Annotated in this window: 11 protein-coding genes; 4 read left to right on the top strand and 7 right to left on the bottom strand. The window is 70.3% G+C overall.

All coding sequences use genetic code 11. The features are described from left to right. Nucleotides 1–74 precede the first annotated feature (74 nt). Nucleotides 75–446, top strand: coding sequence for a nitrite reductase small subunit NirD (nirD, locus tag IXW69_RS06040; protein ID WP_194785453.1), 372 nt, complete (start codon nt 75–77; stop codon nt 444–446). An 87-nt stretch (nt 447–533) separates the two neighbouring features. Here the strand turns inward: nirD and IXW69_RS06035 are convergent, their stop codons facing one another. The 4 genes from IXW69_RS06035 to IXW69_RS06020 all read right to left on the bottom strand — a co-directional run bounded on the left by IXW69_RS06035 (nt 534) and on the right by IXW69_RS06020 (nt 7,593). Beyond that, complete coding sequence (locus tag IXW69_RS06035; RefSeq protein WP_194785452.1) at nt 534–2,480, bottom strand: SpaH/EbpB family LPXTG-anchored major pilin; 1,947 nt, start codon at nt 2,478–2,480, stop codon at nt 534–536. Nucleotides 2,481–2,509: 29 nt separating this feature from the next. After that, the gene (locus IXW69_RS06030; RefSeq protein WP_194785451.1) at nt 2,510–3,592 is read right to left on the bottom strand and encodes a class C sortase; all 1,083 of its coding nucleotides are present in this window, start codon (nt 3,590–3,592) and stop codon (nt 2,510–2,512) included. Between the two features lie 98 nt (nt 3,593–3,690). Next, nucleotides 3,691–5,334 (bottom strand): SpaH/EbpB family LPXTG-anchored major pilin, encoded by a 1,644-nt coding sequence (locus IXW69_RS06025; protein WP_194785450.1) that lies wholly within the window; start codon nt 5,332–5,334, stop codon nt 3,691–3,693. A 411-nt stretch (nt 5,335–5,745) separates the two neighbouring features. Beyond that, the gene (locus IXW69_RS06020; protein WP_194785449.1) at nt 5,746–7,593 is read right to left on the bottom strand and encodes a phosphoenolpyruvate carboxykinase (GTP); all 1,848 of its coding nucleotides are present in this window, start codon (nt 7,591–7,593) and stop codon (nt 5,746–5,748) included. Nucleotides 7,594–7,767: 174 nt separating this feature from the next. Between IXW69_RS06020 and IXW69_RS06015 the strand changes: the two genes are divergently transcribed. After that, nucleotides 7,768–8,601 carry an LppM family (lipo)protein gene (locus IXW69_RS06015; protein ID WP_323745199.1) on the top strand — a complete coding sequence of 278 codons (834 nt, stop codon included), beginning with the start codon at nt 7,768–7,770 and terminating at the stop codon, nt 8,599–8,601. An 86-nt stretch (nt 8,602–8,687) separates the two neighbouring features. Then, nucleotides 8,688–9,614 carry an LppM family (lipo)protein gene (locus IXW69_RS06010; protein ID WP_194785448.1) on the top strand — a complete coding sequence of 309 codons (927 nt, stop codon included), beginning with the start codon at nt 8,688–8,690 and terminating at the stop codon, nt 9,612–9,614. A 189-nt stretch (nt 9,615–9,803) separates the two neighbouring features. Here IXW69_RS06010 and IXW69_RS06005 read toward each other — a convergent pair whose 3' ends face one another. Together IXW69_RS06005 and IXW69_RS06000 are read right to left on the bottom strand one after the other, a co-directional pair. Continuing rightward, nucleotides 9,804–11,090 (bottom strand): adenylosuccinate synthase, encoded by a 1,287-nt coding sequence (locus IXW69_RS06005; RefSeq protein WP_194785447.1) that lies wholly within the window; start codon nt 11,088–11,090, stop codon nt 9,804–9,806. 169 nt (nt 11,091–11,259) lie between these two features. Further along, nucleotides 11,260–12,048, bottom strand: a complete 789-nt coding sequence (locus IXW69_RS06000) for a hypothetical protein (RefSeq protein WP_194785446.1) — start codon at nt 12,046–12,048, stop codon at nt 11,260–11,262. A gap of 368 nt (nt 12,049–12,416) precedes the next feature. Here IXW69_RS06000 and IXW69_RS05995 point away from each other — a divergent pair, with 368 nt between their 5' ends. Beyond that, nucleotides 12,417–12,650, top strand: coding sequence for a hypothetical protein (locus tag IXW69_RS05995; RefSeq protein ID WP_194785445.1), 234 nt, complete (start codon nt 12,417–12,419; stop codon nt 12,648–12,650). Nucleotides 12,651–12,772: 122 nt separating this feature from the next. Here IXW69_RS05995 and IXW69_RS05990 read toward each other — a convergent pair whose 3' ends face one another. Continuing rightward, complete coding sequence (locus IXW69_RS05990) at nt 12,773–13,414, bottom strand: MusI family membrane protein (RefSeq protein WP_194785444.1); 642 nt, start codon at nt 13,412–13,414, stop codon at nt 12,773–12,775. Between the last annotated feature and the right edge of the window lie 108 nt (nt 13,415–13,522).

Raw genomic sequence — 13,522 nt, 5'->3', positions numbered from 1 at the left:
CCCTACGGTGCGGTCATGGCACGTGAGCCCGCCCCCGCGGGCGCCGGATCGCAGCCGAGCGAAGGAGAGCACCCATGAGCGCCCTGACGACCACGGCCGCCCCGACCGCCGCCTCGCGGACCTGGGTGCGGGTCTACCGCGTCGAGCAGCTGCCGCCGAGCCGCGGACAGGCGGCCCTCATCAACGGCCAGCAGGTCGCTCTCTTCCGGCTCCACTGCGGGGAGCTCCACGCCGTCTCCCGCAAGGACCCCGTGTCCGGCTCCAACGTCATGGCCCGCCGCATCGTCGGCTCGACCGGCGGCGACGTCCCCACGATCACCTCGCCCCTGTACAAGGAGGTCTATGACCTTCGTGACGGCTCCAGCGTCTCGGACCCGCAGTACAGCCTGGGGGTCTGGCCGGTGCGCGTCGACGGCGACGTCCTCATCGCCGTCGACGCCGCCTGAGCCGCACAGGCACCCGACACGCCGACGGGGCGGACGCGCATCGTGCGCGTCCGCCCCGTCGGCGTCTGCGAGGGCCGTCCTGACTGGTCAGTCCCCGTCGGGCGTCTCGGTCCGGTCTGTTCCAGCGCCGTCCGCGCCGGAGCCGGCGCCGGTCGCGGCGCTCTCCCCCACCGACTCGTCCTCGTCCCGCCGACGGCGTCGGGCGAGCAGCCAGACGCCGAGGGCGACGAGGGCGATGGCGAGGAGGCCCACGGTGATGCTCGCACCGGTGTGGGCGAGGGCCGCCTTGCGGACGGGCTGCGGCAGCGGCCGCGTCACCACCTCGACGACCTTGTGGGTGGCCTTCTTGCCCTGGTCGATGATCTTGTCCGGGACGCTCGCCTTGGGATCGGCGACGAGCCTGGCGTTGCCGGTGGCGGGGTCGTCGAGGGTGAGGGCGGCGACGGCGCCGTTGAGGTCGGTCGCGGCGCCCACGGTCGTGAGGTCGAAGGGCACGGGGTCGGACAGGAGCCGGTACCCGGCCGGCGCGTCGGTCTCGACGAGGCAGTAGTGCCGCATGCTCGAGCCTGAGACGACGGCGCCGTCGACGTAGTCCGAGACCTGGATGCCCCGGAGCACCGCCACGCCCGTGTCGTCACTGGTCATCGTGCCGACGCGGCGCTCCTCGGTAAGGGCGTCGGAGCCGCAGGCCTGCGCGAGCGGGACACCGGTCGTGCCGCGGTAGACGGCGAAGGCCGCCCCGGGCAGGAGCCTGGTGCCGTCGATCGAGACCTTCTTGATGATGAGGTCGCCGAGGTGCGTCTCGACCGTGGTCGCCTCGAGCGGGTCGCTCGTCCCGTGCGTCTCGGCGTAGCGGGCGTTGGGCACGAAACTCGCGGTGTTCTTGATGACACCGCTGGTGAGGCCCGTGCCGACGTAGCTGTCGGCGCGCGTGCGCAGGTCGGTGAGGACGACGGCGTCGGGGTGCGCGTTCTTCGCGGCCGCGAGCTTGGCGAGCCCGGAGGCCGTCATCTCGATCTCGATGAGCGGGCCGCCGCTGATGCCGGCTGCCTCGGCGGCGCTGACGCGGCGGCGCACGCCGTCGGTGCCGGTCGCCCAGATGAGGTAGTCGCCCTCGGTGGAGTCGGCGGCCGCCGCGCTGAGGCTGGCGAGGACGGTGCCGTCGGCGTCGACGACGCTCACGACCGCCCCCAGGTAGGACAGGCGCGGGTCGAGGTCGTCGCTCACGGTGTAGGTGCCGATCCCGTCGGCGGTCTGCGGGATGAGCTTGCCGTCGGCGTCCCGGCCGAGGAGCGAGGGGGTGATGGTCGAGCGGATGAGGTAGCGGATCCGACGAGACGCGACCGCCGCGTGGTTGGGCTGCTGCTCGGTGACGACGCCGTCGTCGACGACCTCGATGCTGATCGAGTCGACGGCGTTCTTGGGGTAGACGTCGATGTCGTACTGGAGCGCGGCCCCTTCCGCGGGGTAGCCCGGCACGGAGACGACGAAGGGCAACGACGGCGTCACGCCGGCGGGCGTGGAGGTCTCCTCGACGTAGTAGAGACCGAGGGGCAGGTCGGAGAAGGCGAGGCTGCCGTCGGCGGCGGTCGTGCCGGTGCGGGCGGTCGTCCTGTCGAGGTGCGCGGCGGCGCTGGACGGCGAGGCCTCGTAGGCCGCGATCTTGTCGCCCGCTGAGCCGCCCAGGACATCGACGCCCTCGACCTGGGTCACGGTGAAGGTCACTCCGGCGACCGGGCTCGCGTCCCCGGCGCACTCGGTCGGGAGGCTGGCGCCGTTTGCGGGGCAGGTGACCGGGTTCCAGTACGGGGTCTCCATCTTGTGGAGCGTGAGGGAGCCCTTCGCACTCGGGTCGACGGCCAGCGGCGCCGTGCCGACAGCGGCGTGGGCCGTGGCGGAGGCGAGGAGCGGCGCCGCCAGTGCGACGACGAGGGCGAGGGCCAGGAGCACTCCGAGGAGGGCCCGTGCGCGACCTCGGCGGCGGGCGCGTGCGGCGCGTGCCTGGCGCTCGACAGTGGCGTGGTGCGTCGTCATCTCGGTCATCTCCTCTCGTGGGTCGCGGGTCATGGGCGAGTGCCGTCGGGATCGGTCGGCTCGGCGGCTGGTTCAGGGGCCGGGCCGACGTGCTGCGGCCCCTTGTTTTCAGTGCCCGCGCCCACGCTGGCCTCGTTGTCCTCGTCGTCGTCCTTCTTGCGGCGCAGCGCGGCCCAGAGGTTCCACAGCGCGCCGAGGAGGGCGAGGAGCGCACCGACGCCGGCGGCCCACATCCAGATCGTGAGCGTCCCGAGAAGGCTCCAGCCGTCCTTGCTGCCGGCGACCTTCTGAGCCTGGTCGAGCGGGATGCGCTCACCCGTGACGAGGAGCCGGTGGTCGTTGACGCCGTAGGGGGTGCAGGTGATGAGGGTCGCGAGGTCCTTGCCGGGTACCCGCTTGAGGAGGTCGGTCTGCTCCGGGAGCACGACGTCGACGCGGGTGACCTTGTAGGCCATGGTGCGGCCGTAGGTGTCGATGTAGAAGACGTCGCCGACCTTCATGTCGATGAGGTGGTCGAAGAGCGTGGCGGTGGGGATGCCGGTGTGCCCGGTGAGGACGGTGTGCCGGTTCGTACCGCCGACGGGGAGGTCGGTGCCGTAGAGGTGGCCGACTCCCTTGGCGAGGGTCGAGTCCTCGGTGCCGTGGTAGACGGGCAGGTCGATCTTCTGGGAGGGCACGCGGACCCGGGCCATGACGTCCGTGGTGGAGAGCTGGTCGAGGTAGTCGAGGTACTTGCGGTAGGCGTCGTCCTGCTTCACGCGCTGGAGCCAGGGGTCGAGGATGGGGAGCCCGTCGATGGACTCGTTGTACTTCTCCGCGGCGGCGAGGACGTCCTTGAGCTCGCTGGGATCAGCCGCTGCGACGGCCTGGTTGTACTGCTCGGAGAACTGGTGCTGGCGCCAGTTGTTGTAGAGCGTGGAGGTGACGGGGTACCCCAGGATGATCGCGCCGACGAGGAAGAGGACCACGGGCAGCCACCATCCGCGGGGACGGCGGCGTTGTTGCTCGTTCCTCGTCTCCTCGTCCGTCGCCTCGCCGACGCCGGTGCCGGTCGTGCCGGCACGCGGCGCGGTCGGCCGCCCGGTGCGGTCGCGGCGGCGGAGGAGGTTCATGGGGCTGGGCGCTCCTTGTCTCAGGGTGGATCGTGGTGGTGCGCTACGACCCGGCTGGGGGACGGTTCCAGGTCACCGTCCCCCGCCGGGTCATCCGCTCAGGCGCGCTTGTTGCGGCGCGACGCCCAGATGGCTCCGCCGACGACGGCGCCCCCGACGATGATGATGAGCGCCATGCCCATGCCACCGGTCGAGGGCAGCTTGTTGAGCAGGTTGTCGGGCTGGTCGACGACGCTGGCCGCGGCGGCGGCGAGCGTGGTGCTGTCCGCGGAGCTGACGTCGAAGACGATCGGCTCGGCCTTGAGCTGGTAGCCGCTGGGAGCCTTGGTCTCGACGAGGCAGTAGTGCTGGAGCGTCGTCTGGGTCTCGCCGTTGTAGTAGTTCGAGGCGTCGAGTCCCTTGAAGGTCACCGTGCCGTCAGCTCCGGTCGCGGACGTATCACCGATCTTGTTGGCGTCCGTGATCTGGCTGGAGGGGCACGCGCCCGAGTCATTGGCGGTGGTGGAGGTGGTACCCCGGTAGACGGCGAAGGTCGCGCCGGCGAGGGCGGCGCCGTTGTTGTCCGCAGAGGTCTTGGTGACGGTGACGTCGCCGTAGCGGGAGTCGACCGTGTTCGAGGTGATCTCGGCGACCTCAGGCGAGCTGTTGGGCACGAGGGTCGCGGCGTTCGTGATGACGCCGGTCGTCACGGCCGGATCAACACCATCTGCGGTGTTCTCCGTCTTGACGTCGGCGGCGATGGTGGTGCGCACCTGGGCGGTCGTGTTCGCGTCCTTCTGCGTCTTCATCTTCGTCATGCCCTCAGTCGTCATGGACATGGTGACGGTGTTGGTGCCGGTGTCGTACGCCCAGGTGTAGTCCGTGCCCTCAGCAAGGGTCGCGACGCTCGTGTAGGGAGCGGCGGAGCCGGTGACGATCTCGACCGTGGACTCGCCCTGGTTGAAGGTGAGGCGGGAGTCGAGGGGGTCTTTCACCGTGTAGCTGCCGCGCTCGGCGGCCGTGAGCGCGGAGATCGAGGAGAGAAGGGTGTACGCCAGGGTCGTCTGCGAGCCGTCGGTGCCGTCGGTGGAGGCGTTCTCCGCGGTGTTGGTGCCCGCGTCGGCGACGGTCTTGGTGATCTTGTCGACCGAGTTCTTCGGGTAGACGTTGACCGAGTAGTTCCAGCCGTCGTCGGTCTTGTTCGTCATCGGCAGGACGATCACGAAGGGCTCGGCCTTGGTCGTGCCGGCGGGAGCCTCGGTCTCCTGGACGTAGTAGACGCCGAGGGGCAGACCGCTGAGCGAGGTGACACCGTGAGTACCGGTTGGGTCCGTCGTGTGGATGTCACCGGCGGCCGTCGAGAGATGCTCCTCAGCGGTCGTCACGCCGTCGGCCGACATGTAGCTCTGGGCGGCAGCCCAGCCGGCGTTGGTCGCGAGGTCGATCTCCGAGCCGTCCGTGTTGAGGACGCGGGTCGCCGTGAAGGTGACGCCGGCCAGCGGGCTGTTCCCGGAGAGGCAGCTCGACGGCAGCTCCTCGCCACCATTGGCGTTGACCTGGCACGAGTCGTCAGAGCTGTACGGCGTCTCGTACTTGTGGAAGGTCAGGGTCGCGGTCTGCGACGAGTCGATGAGGTGCTGGTCGGCGGCCTGCGCGGCCGGGGTCAGTGCCTCAGGGGCGACGCCGGCGATGCCGGACACGCCCAGCGCGAGGGCGGCGAGCCCGGAGAGCAGAGCTCCGGCCCGGGTCCTGGTCTTGGTCATTCGAGTCTCCTGGCTCGTGGGGTGGGGATCCGGCGGGTTACCGGGAGCGCGTCGCGCCATCCGGTTGCGAACCGGAGGGTCAGCTTCCTTGCCTCGCCGAAACGGGTTGGGGAAGGGACGACTCGTGAACTGCTGCCGGGGTGCCGTGCCCGTCAGACAGTTCCCAGTGTAATCGTGTCACACCTGATGAGTGGAGAGGTACTAGCACCCGCGTTTGAGAGGGTCGTCCCACCGCCCCTTTGAGCACGGTGGGAGCACCGCCTGATGGCTCCGACGTCGGGACGGGGACTACGGGCACCACCCGCCCCCCCTCACCACGCGTCGGCCCCGACCCGTCACGGGGACGGACCGGGGCCGACGCTGCTGACAGAACCGGTCGAGCCGGCGTCTGACGTCGTCCTGGCGCGGCGCTCAGGCCTCCTTGGTCGTCGCGATGCGCTCGCGGAACCTCGCGAGCTGCTCGGTGATAGCGGCGGGGACCTTGTCACCGAACTGCTTGAAGTACTCCTCCGTATCATCCATCTCGGCCGCCCAGGCGTCCGGGTCGACGTCGTACATCGTGTCCCAGGCCGCGCGGTCCACGTCGACGCCCTCGAGGTTGAAGTCCTCGAACTTCGGGTAGCGGCCCGTGACGCCGTCGACGGCCTCGACCTCGCCGGCGGCGCGCCGGACGATCCAGTCGAGGACGCGGGAGTTGTCGCCGTAGCCGGGCCAGAGGAACCTGCCGTCGTCGTCCTTGCGGAACCAGTTGACCTGGTAGACCTTCGGGAACTTCTCCCCCAGCCGCTCCTGCATCTCGAGCCAGTGGCCCCAGTAGTCGGCCATGTTGTAGCCGCAGAAGGGCAGCATGGCGAAGGGGTCGTGGCGCAGGGAGCCGGCCTTGACGTCAGTGGCTGCCGCCGTGACCTCAGAGGCCACGGAGGCGCCGATGAAGACGCCGTGGGCGGGCTCGTACTGCTCGGCGACGAGCGGGACGTTCGTGGCGCGGCGGCCGCCGAACAGGATCGCGTCGATCGGGACGCCCTCGGGGGCCTCCCAGTCGGGGCAGATGATCGGGCACTGCGAGGCGGGCGTCGTGAACCGCGAGTTCGGGTGCGCCGCCTTCTTCCCGGCGGCGGCGTCCGCCGGGGTGAAGTCGTTGCCCTGCCAGTCGATGAGGTGCTCGGGCTGCGGGTCGTCGATGCCCTCCCACCACACGTCGCCGTCGTCCGTGAGGGCGACGTTGGTGAAGATCGTGTTGGCCTTCATCGTGTCCATGGCCATCGGGTTCGTCTTGTAGGACGTGCCCGGGGCGACGCCGAAGAAGCCGGCCTCCGGGTTGATGGCGCGCAGGGTGCCGTCCGGGCCCGGGCGCATCCAGGCGATGTCGTCGCCGACGGTCTCGACCTTGTAGCCGGGGATCGTGGGCTGGAGCATGGCGAGGTTCGTCTTGCCGCAGGCGCTCGGGAAGGCGGCGGTGACGTGGTAGCGCTGGCCGGACTTCTCGTCGGTGAGACGCAGGATGAGCATGTGCTCGGCCATCCAGCCGTCCCGGCGGGCCATGGTCGAGGCGATGCGCAGCGCGTAGCACTTCTTGCCGAGGAGGGCGTTGCCGCCGTAGCCGGAGCCGTAGGACCAGATCTCGTTGGTCTCGGGGAAGTGGGTGATGTACTTCTCCTCGTTGCACGGCCAGGCGGTGTCCTTCTCGCCCGGGGCGAGCGGCGCCCCGACGGAGTGCACGGCCGGGACCCACGGGCGCCCCTCGGCGATGAGGTCCATGGCCGGGGTGCCGGTGCGGGCCATGATCCGCATAGAGACGACGACGTAGGGAGAGTCCGTGATCTCGATGCCGAGCTGGGAGATCGGGCCGCCCAACGGGCCCATCGAGAAGGGGATGACGTACATGGTGCGCCCGGCGTAGGTGCCGTCGAACTTCTCGTTGAGGATCTTCTTCATCTCGGCCGGGTCGTACCAGTGGTTGGTCGGGCCGGCGTCCTCCTCCTTCTCGGAGCAGATGAAGGTCCGGGACTCGACTCGTGCGACGTCGCTCGGCAGCGAGCGGGCGAGGAAGGAGTTGGGGCGCTTCTCGGGGTTGAGGCGGGTGAGCATCCCGGAGGCGACCATCTCGTCGGTGAGACGGGTCCACTCCTCGTCGGAGCCGTCGGTGAAGACCACCTTCTCGGGCTTGCCGAGAGCCGCGATCCGTGTCGCGAAGTCGATGACGTCCTGCGGAGCGTTGGCCGGCGCGGCGTTGCGCACGTCCTGCTCAGTCACAGCCATTGTGATTCCCTCCATTGGGTTCAGCGCGTGTGGTGAGACCAATGGTGCCGCACGAACCTGGCCCGCGTCTCCGTTCCGGGGTGATGATCGCCTGCACCTATGCACGACCTGCAGGAGACCCAATGCACCGAGGTGCAGCGGCCGTGCACGACATCGCACGTGTACCGTCCAGGCGTGTCTACCTCCGTCCTCACCGTGTCCGACGCCGAGCCCACCGCGCCCAGCGGCCCGCGCCCCGCGCCCGGGCGCCGTCGTCGACGCCTGGTCGGTGCCGCCGTCGCCGCGAGCGCCCTGACCCTCGCGGGCTGCACCGCCCACATGGACATGACGATCTCCGCCGCGGGCACCTACGACGTCACCCTCGACATGCGGGACACGACGGGCTCCGTCTTCACCAGCTCGACGGACTGCTCGCAGTACGCGGATCCCTCGCTCATCGGCGCCACGCAGGACGCGAAGGTCACCGCGAAGCAGGTCGGCTCCGCGGACGACGACGGGGGCGTCGGCTGCGAGGTGACGATCACGGGCGTCGCGGTCCCTGACGCGAGCGACGCGGCCACGGGGACGAGCGCACCCCTCGTCGTCCGCGACGGCGACCTGTACAAGGTCAACGTGTCCGGCTTCGACACGGGCAGCGAGCTCACCGACTCCCAGTCCTCCACGGCGCAGCAGCAGGCCGGGGCGAGCGCGACCGCCACGGACGGCGCCGCCGCTGAGCCGACGGCCTCCGGCAGCGCGGCCGCAGGATCGCTCAACTCGGTCGTCGACGCGAGGGCCTCCATCACCTTCCCGGGCGCCGTCGTCGACGCCGACGGCGGCTCCGTCTCCGGCACGACCGTCACCTGGACGGACGCGGACGCCCTCTCCGACGGCGTCACCGCCACCGGCTACGCGACCACCAACGAGGGACGCAGCGTCTGGAACCGCTTCAGCGCCTGGATCATCGCCGGAGTCGTCGCTGCGGGCGTCGTCGTCGGGGCGCTGGCCTGGCGCCGTCACCGCCACTGAGGGCCCGGGCAGCACGGGGGCGCTCCCCGGTCACGGTCCCGCATCGGCACGCCTCCACGACTGTGACGCGCCTTACACTCCCGGGCATGAGCACCCACTCACGAAGCTCCCTCAGGCGCGTCGGCGCCCTCGCGACCATCCCGGCCGTCCTCCTGCTGAGCGCCTGCGGGCTCAAGCAGGACTACTCGATCTCCAAGGACGAGACCGTCAACCTCACGTACACGATGACGGACGACTCCGGCAGCGGCTACCTCACGGAGTCCAGCTGCTCGGCCGGCTCCTCGGACACCTCGTCGATCCCCGCCGGGGCCCACGTCACGTACAAGTACTCCCAGAGCTCCTCGGGCGATGACGTCTGCACCGTGACGGCGACGAACATGCCGCTGTCCGAGTTCGACGGCTCCGACAGCAGCGTCCCGAAGATCACCCACGAGGGCAGGACCTTCGTCTTCGACCAGAAGGTCTCCTCCTCCGACGTCTCCGACATCGAGTCCTACGGCGGCGACGTCGACGCCACGGTCAACGTCACCTTCCCGGGCAAGGTGAAGTCCGTCTCCGGCAACGGGACCAAGAGCGGCAACACGGCCACGTGGAACGACGTCCTGAGCGAGAAGGAGAACCTGCACGCCGTCGGCGCCGACGGCTCGACGAACGTCCTGCTCTGGGTGCTCATCGGGGTGCTCGCGCTGATCCTCATCGCCGGCGCCGTCGTGGCGGTCATTCTCGTCAACCGCGGGAAGAAGAAGGGGGCCGCACCGGCCGACTACGTGCCCGGTCAGCCGGGCCAGCCCGCCGCTTACGGGCAGCCGACCCCCGCGAGCCAGGGCGCCTCCGCCTACGGCCAGCCGGGCGCAGCGGGCTACAAGCCCGCCCAGACCAGCGGTGGGGCCTACGCCCAGCCGTCGCAGACCGGCGGCTCGCCCTACGGCCAGGCGCCCACGGGCCAGACCGGCAACCAGCAGGGCTCCACGGGGACGGGCGATGAACGGTTCCGACCCAACACCCAGGGCTGAGCACTTAGTCATCCCCCACGCAGAGGAAGACATCCTCGGCAGACAACGACGTCGACGACGTCACTGCTTGCCGAGGATGTCTTCCTCTGCGTCTTGCTCTCGGAGGCGGTGCAGCGAGATCAGCCCAGCGGACGCCGCAGGCGGTGTAGCGAGATCAGCCCAGCGGACGCCGCAGGCGGTGTAGCGAGATCAGCCCAGCAGGTCGTGGCGCACGATGGTGGCCTCGCGGCCAGCACCGACGCCGATCGCGGACACGCGCACGCGGGCGAGCTCCTCGATGCGCTCGACGTAGCGCTGCGCGTTGACCGGGAGGTCCTCGAAGCGGCGAACGCCGGTGATGTCCTCGGTCCAGCCGGGCAGCTCCTCGTAGACCGGCTTGGCGTGGTGGAAGCCGGACTGGGTCAGGGGCATCTCGGTGACGCGCTCGCCGTCGACGTCGTAGGCGACGCAGACGGGGATGGTGTCGTGGCCGGTGAGGACGTCGAGCTTGGTCATGACGAGGTCGGTGAGGCCGTTGACGCGGGCGGCATACCGGGTGACGACGGCGTCGTGCCAGCCGCAGCGGCGCGGGCGGCCCGTGGTGACGCCGTACTCGCCGCCCTCCTCGCGGAGGCGGTCGCCGTCGGCGTCAAGGAGCTCGGTCGGGAAGGGGCCCTCGCCGACGCGGGTGGTGTAGGCCTTGACGACGCCGACGACGGAGTCGATGCGGGTCGGGCCGACCCCGGTCCCCGTGCAGGCCCCGCCGGCGGTGGGGTTGGAGGAGGTGACGAAGGGGTAGGTGCCGTGGTCGATGTCGAGCATGGTCGCCTGGCCCGCCTCGAACAGGACGGTCTTGCCGGCGTCGAGGGCGTCGTTGAGGACGAACGAGTCGTCGATGACCAGGGGACGGACGCGGTCCGCGTAGGAGAGGAGCTCGTCCGCGACGGTCTCGGGGTCGATCGGCTCGACACCGAGGACCTTCTCGAAGAGGTCGTTCTTCTGGTCGAGGGCGCCGCGGACCTTCTGCCGCAGGATGGACTCGTCGAAGAGGTCCTGGATCCGGATGCCGATGCGGTTCATCTTGTCCGCGTAGGTGGGGCCGATGCCGCGGCCGGTGGTCCCGAGCTGGCGGTCGCCGAGGAACTTCTCGGTGGCACGGTCCATGAGGCGGTTGTAGCTCGGGATGACGTGGGCGTTGGCGGAGATCTTGAGGGAGTCCGCGGACTTGCCGCGCTCCTCTATCTCTGCGATCTCGGCGAAGAGGACCTCGAGGTCGACGACGACGCCGTTGCCGATGATCGGAGTGACACCGGGGGTGAGGACACCGGCCGGCAGGAGGTGGAAGGCGAACTTCTCGCCGTCGATGACGACGGTGTGGCCGGCGTTGTTGCCGCCGTTGAACTTGACGACGTAGTCGACGTCCTGACCGAGCTGGTCGGTCGCCTTTCCCTTGCCCTCGTCGCCCCACTGGGTTCCGACGACCACGACGGCTGGCATGTGCTGCTCCCTGGCTCGCTTGCGGCATGACGGCGGTCACGCCGTCGCCCAGCCTACCGGAGGGGCGCGAGGCCAGCGAAGACGGTCCGAAAACCCACGAGTCAGCCCGTTTAGCGCGAGACCGCCCACCGGACGGGCTGACTCGCGCCAGACGGGCTGACTCGCGCGGTCAGAGCGAGAGCGACGCCAGCTTGCGATAACCGTCGTGAGTATCATTATCCTTCAGGGCACGAGAACCCCCACCCTTCGACGTCCCCTGTCCATCGTCGCGACGCTCGGCGCCGCCCTCGCCCTGGCCGCCTGCGGCTCGAACGGCTCCAGCACCGCCGCGTCCGGCTCCGCCACGTCCGGTTCCGCGGCCACCGCGAGCGCCGGCGCCTCCACCGACGCCACCGCCTCCGAGTACAAGGAGGTCGAGGTCTCCGACCTCGAGCCCCGCGCCGCCATCGCCTAAGACGGCGGCGTCCAGGTCCTCGACACGGCCACCGGCGAGGTCCTCGCCGACATCAAGAAGGAGGGCTTCCTTCGCCTCAACCCCGCCGGCGACGGCCGCCACGTCCTCGTCTCCTCCTCCGAGGGCTTCGAGGTCCTCGACCTCGGCCTCGTCGTCAAGCCCCATGGCGACCACAACCACTACTACGAGGTCACCCCCCACCTCACCGGCAGCGTCGTCGCCGCCGAGCACCCCGGCCACGTCGTCACCCACGCCGGCCGCACCGCGCTCTTCGCCGACGGCACCGTCACCACCTTCAGCCTTGCCGCCCTTGACGACGGGCAGCTCGCGAAGAAAGAGCTCACCAGCTTTCACACCTCCTCCCCGCACCACGGTGTCGCCGTCCCGCTGACCAACGGCAACTGGCTCGTCGCCGACGGCATCGAGGACGAGCGGCGCACGATCCAGGAGCGCGACGCCTCGAGCACGGTCGTCACCGAGACCACTGACTGCCCCGGCGTCCACGGCGAGGCCACTGCCAAGGGCGACGGCGACGTCGCCTCCTTCGGCTGCGAGAACGGCCCCGTCGTGTACTCAGGCGGCGGCTTCCACAAGGTGAGTGTCCCCGAGGAGTACCAGCGCTCCGGAAACCAGGCCGGCTCCGAGGACTCCGAGTACGTCCTCACGGACTACAAGGTCGTCAAGCCAACCGACGACGGCCAGCCCGAGCACCCCACGAGTATCGGGATCCTCAGTACCACCGACGCCACGGTCTCCACCGTCGACCTCGGCTCCGCGTACTGGTTCCGCTCACTGGGGCGGGGTGAGGACGGCGAGGCGGTCGTCCTCACCGGGGACGCAGGCTCCAGGTCATCGACCCCGAGCCCCGCCAGGTGCTCCGCACCACCGACGTCGTCAAGCCGTGGAAGGAGAACGAGGACTGGCAGAAGCCCGGCCCGAACCTGCGCACGGTCGGTGACCTCGCCTACGTCACCGACGCCGCCGCCAGGCCCCTCAGCCTCGTCCAGGTCTCCACCGGTGACGTCCCGTCCACCACGCGGCTGAGCATCACGCCCAACGAGATGGCCGTCGTCGACGCCGAGGAGGCCGCGGCGCACGGGCACTGAGCCCGCGCGCCCAGCTCCACCCCGAGTCAGCCCGCTTGGAGCGAGACCGCCCGTTGAGAGGGCTGACTCGCGCCAGACGGGCTGACTCGCGCGAGGACACAACTCAGTGCCTGGATGGCAGCTCAGCGAGCCGCGTCGCGCAGGCGGTCGATGACGCCACGCTGGACTAACGCGATGAGGTACCAGGCGAAGGCCGTGCCGAGCAGCACCTCGAACCAGGCGACGGCGATCCGCGAGGCAGGCAGGACAGCTGCGAGTACGGCGGGGGCGACGAGCACCGCCAGGCAGACGACGGTGCGGCCCAGTCCTCCCACCGCGAGACGGACGGCATTGCTCACGTGCCCCGCCACGGTGTTCTCGAAGAACGCGACAAGCGGCACGAGCCAGACGAGAACACCCGCGAGCGCGGCGCTCCCGGCGATCACGAGACCTGAGACGACGCCCGCCTCGCCCGCTCCCCCGGCGGCGCCGGTCCCGGCGAGCACGAAGGCGGAGCCGCCCACCGCAGCGAGCGCGAGCGCGGGCAGCCACCAGGCGAGGGACTGGACGAGGTTGCCCCGGAAGGAGCGCCACCAGGTTCGAAGGACGTACCCCTCCTCCTCGCGCGCCACCTCCATCGTGACGCGCGCGCACGCGGTGAGCGCGGCGCCGGCCGTGACCACGGGCAGGCACGCGACGAGCGTGACGACGTTGACGAGGACAAGGTCCGCCGCCGAGGACCACGCCCGGTAGAACGGTGTGCCGGGGCTGAGGAGTCCTGCCACGTGCGCTTCCTTCCTGGTTGCGGGCGCCGGACCGTGACGTCGGGGCCGGTCGGCCGCCCCAGGATCTCTCACGATCCCGGTGACGGTCGACCGGCCCCGACTGCGCGT

It is taken from the genome of Actinomyces haliotis (assembly GCF_015355765.1).
GTDB lineage: Bacteria > Actinomycetota > Actinomycetes > Actinomycetales > Actinomycetaceae > Actinomyces > Actinomyces haliotis.
This window is presented reverse-complemented; position numbering and strand designations above follow the sequence as displayed.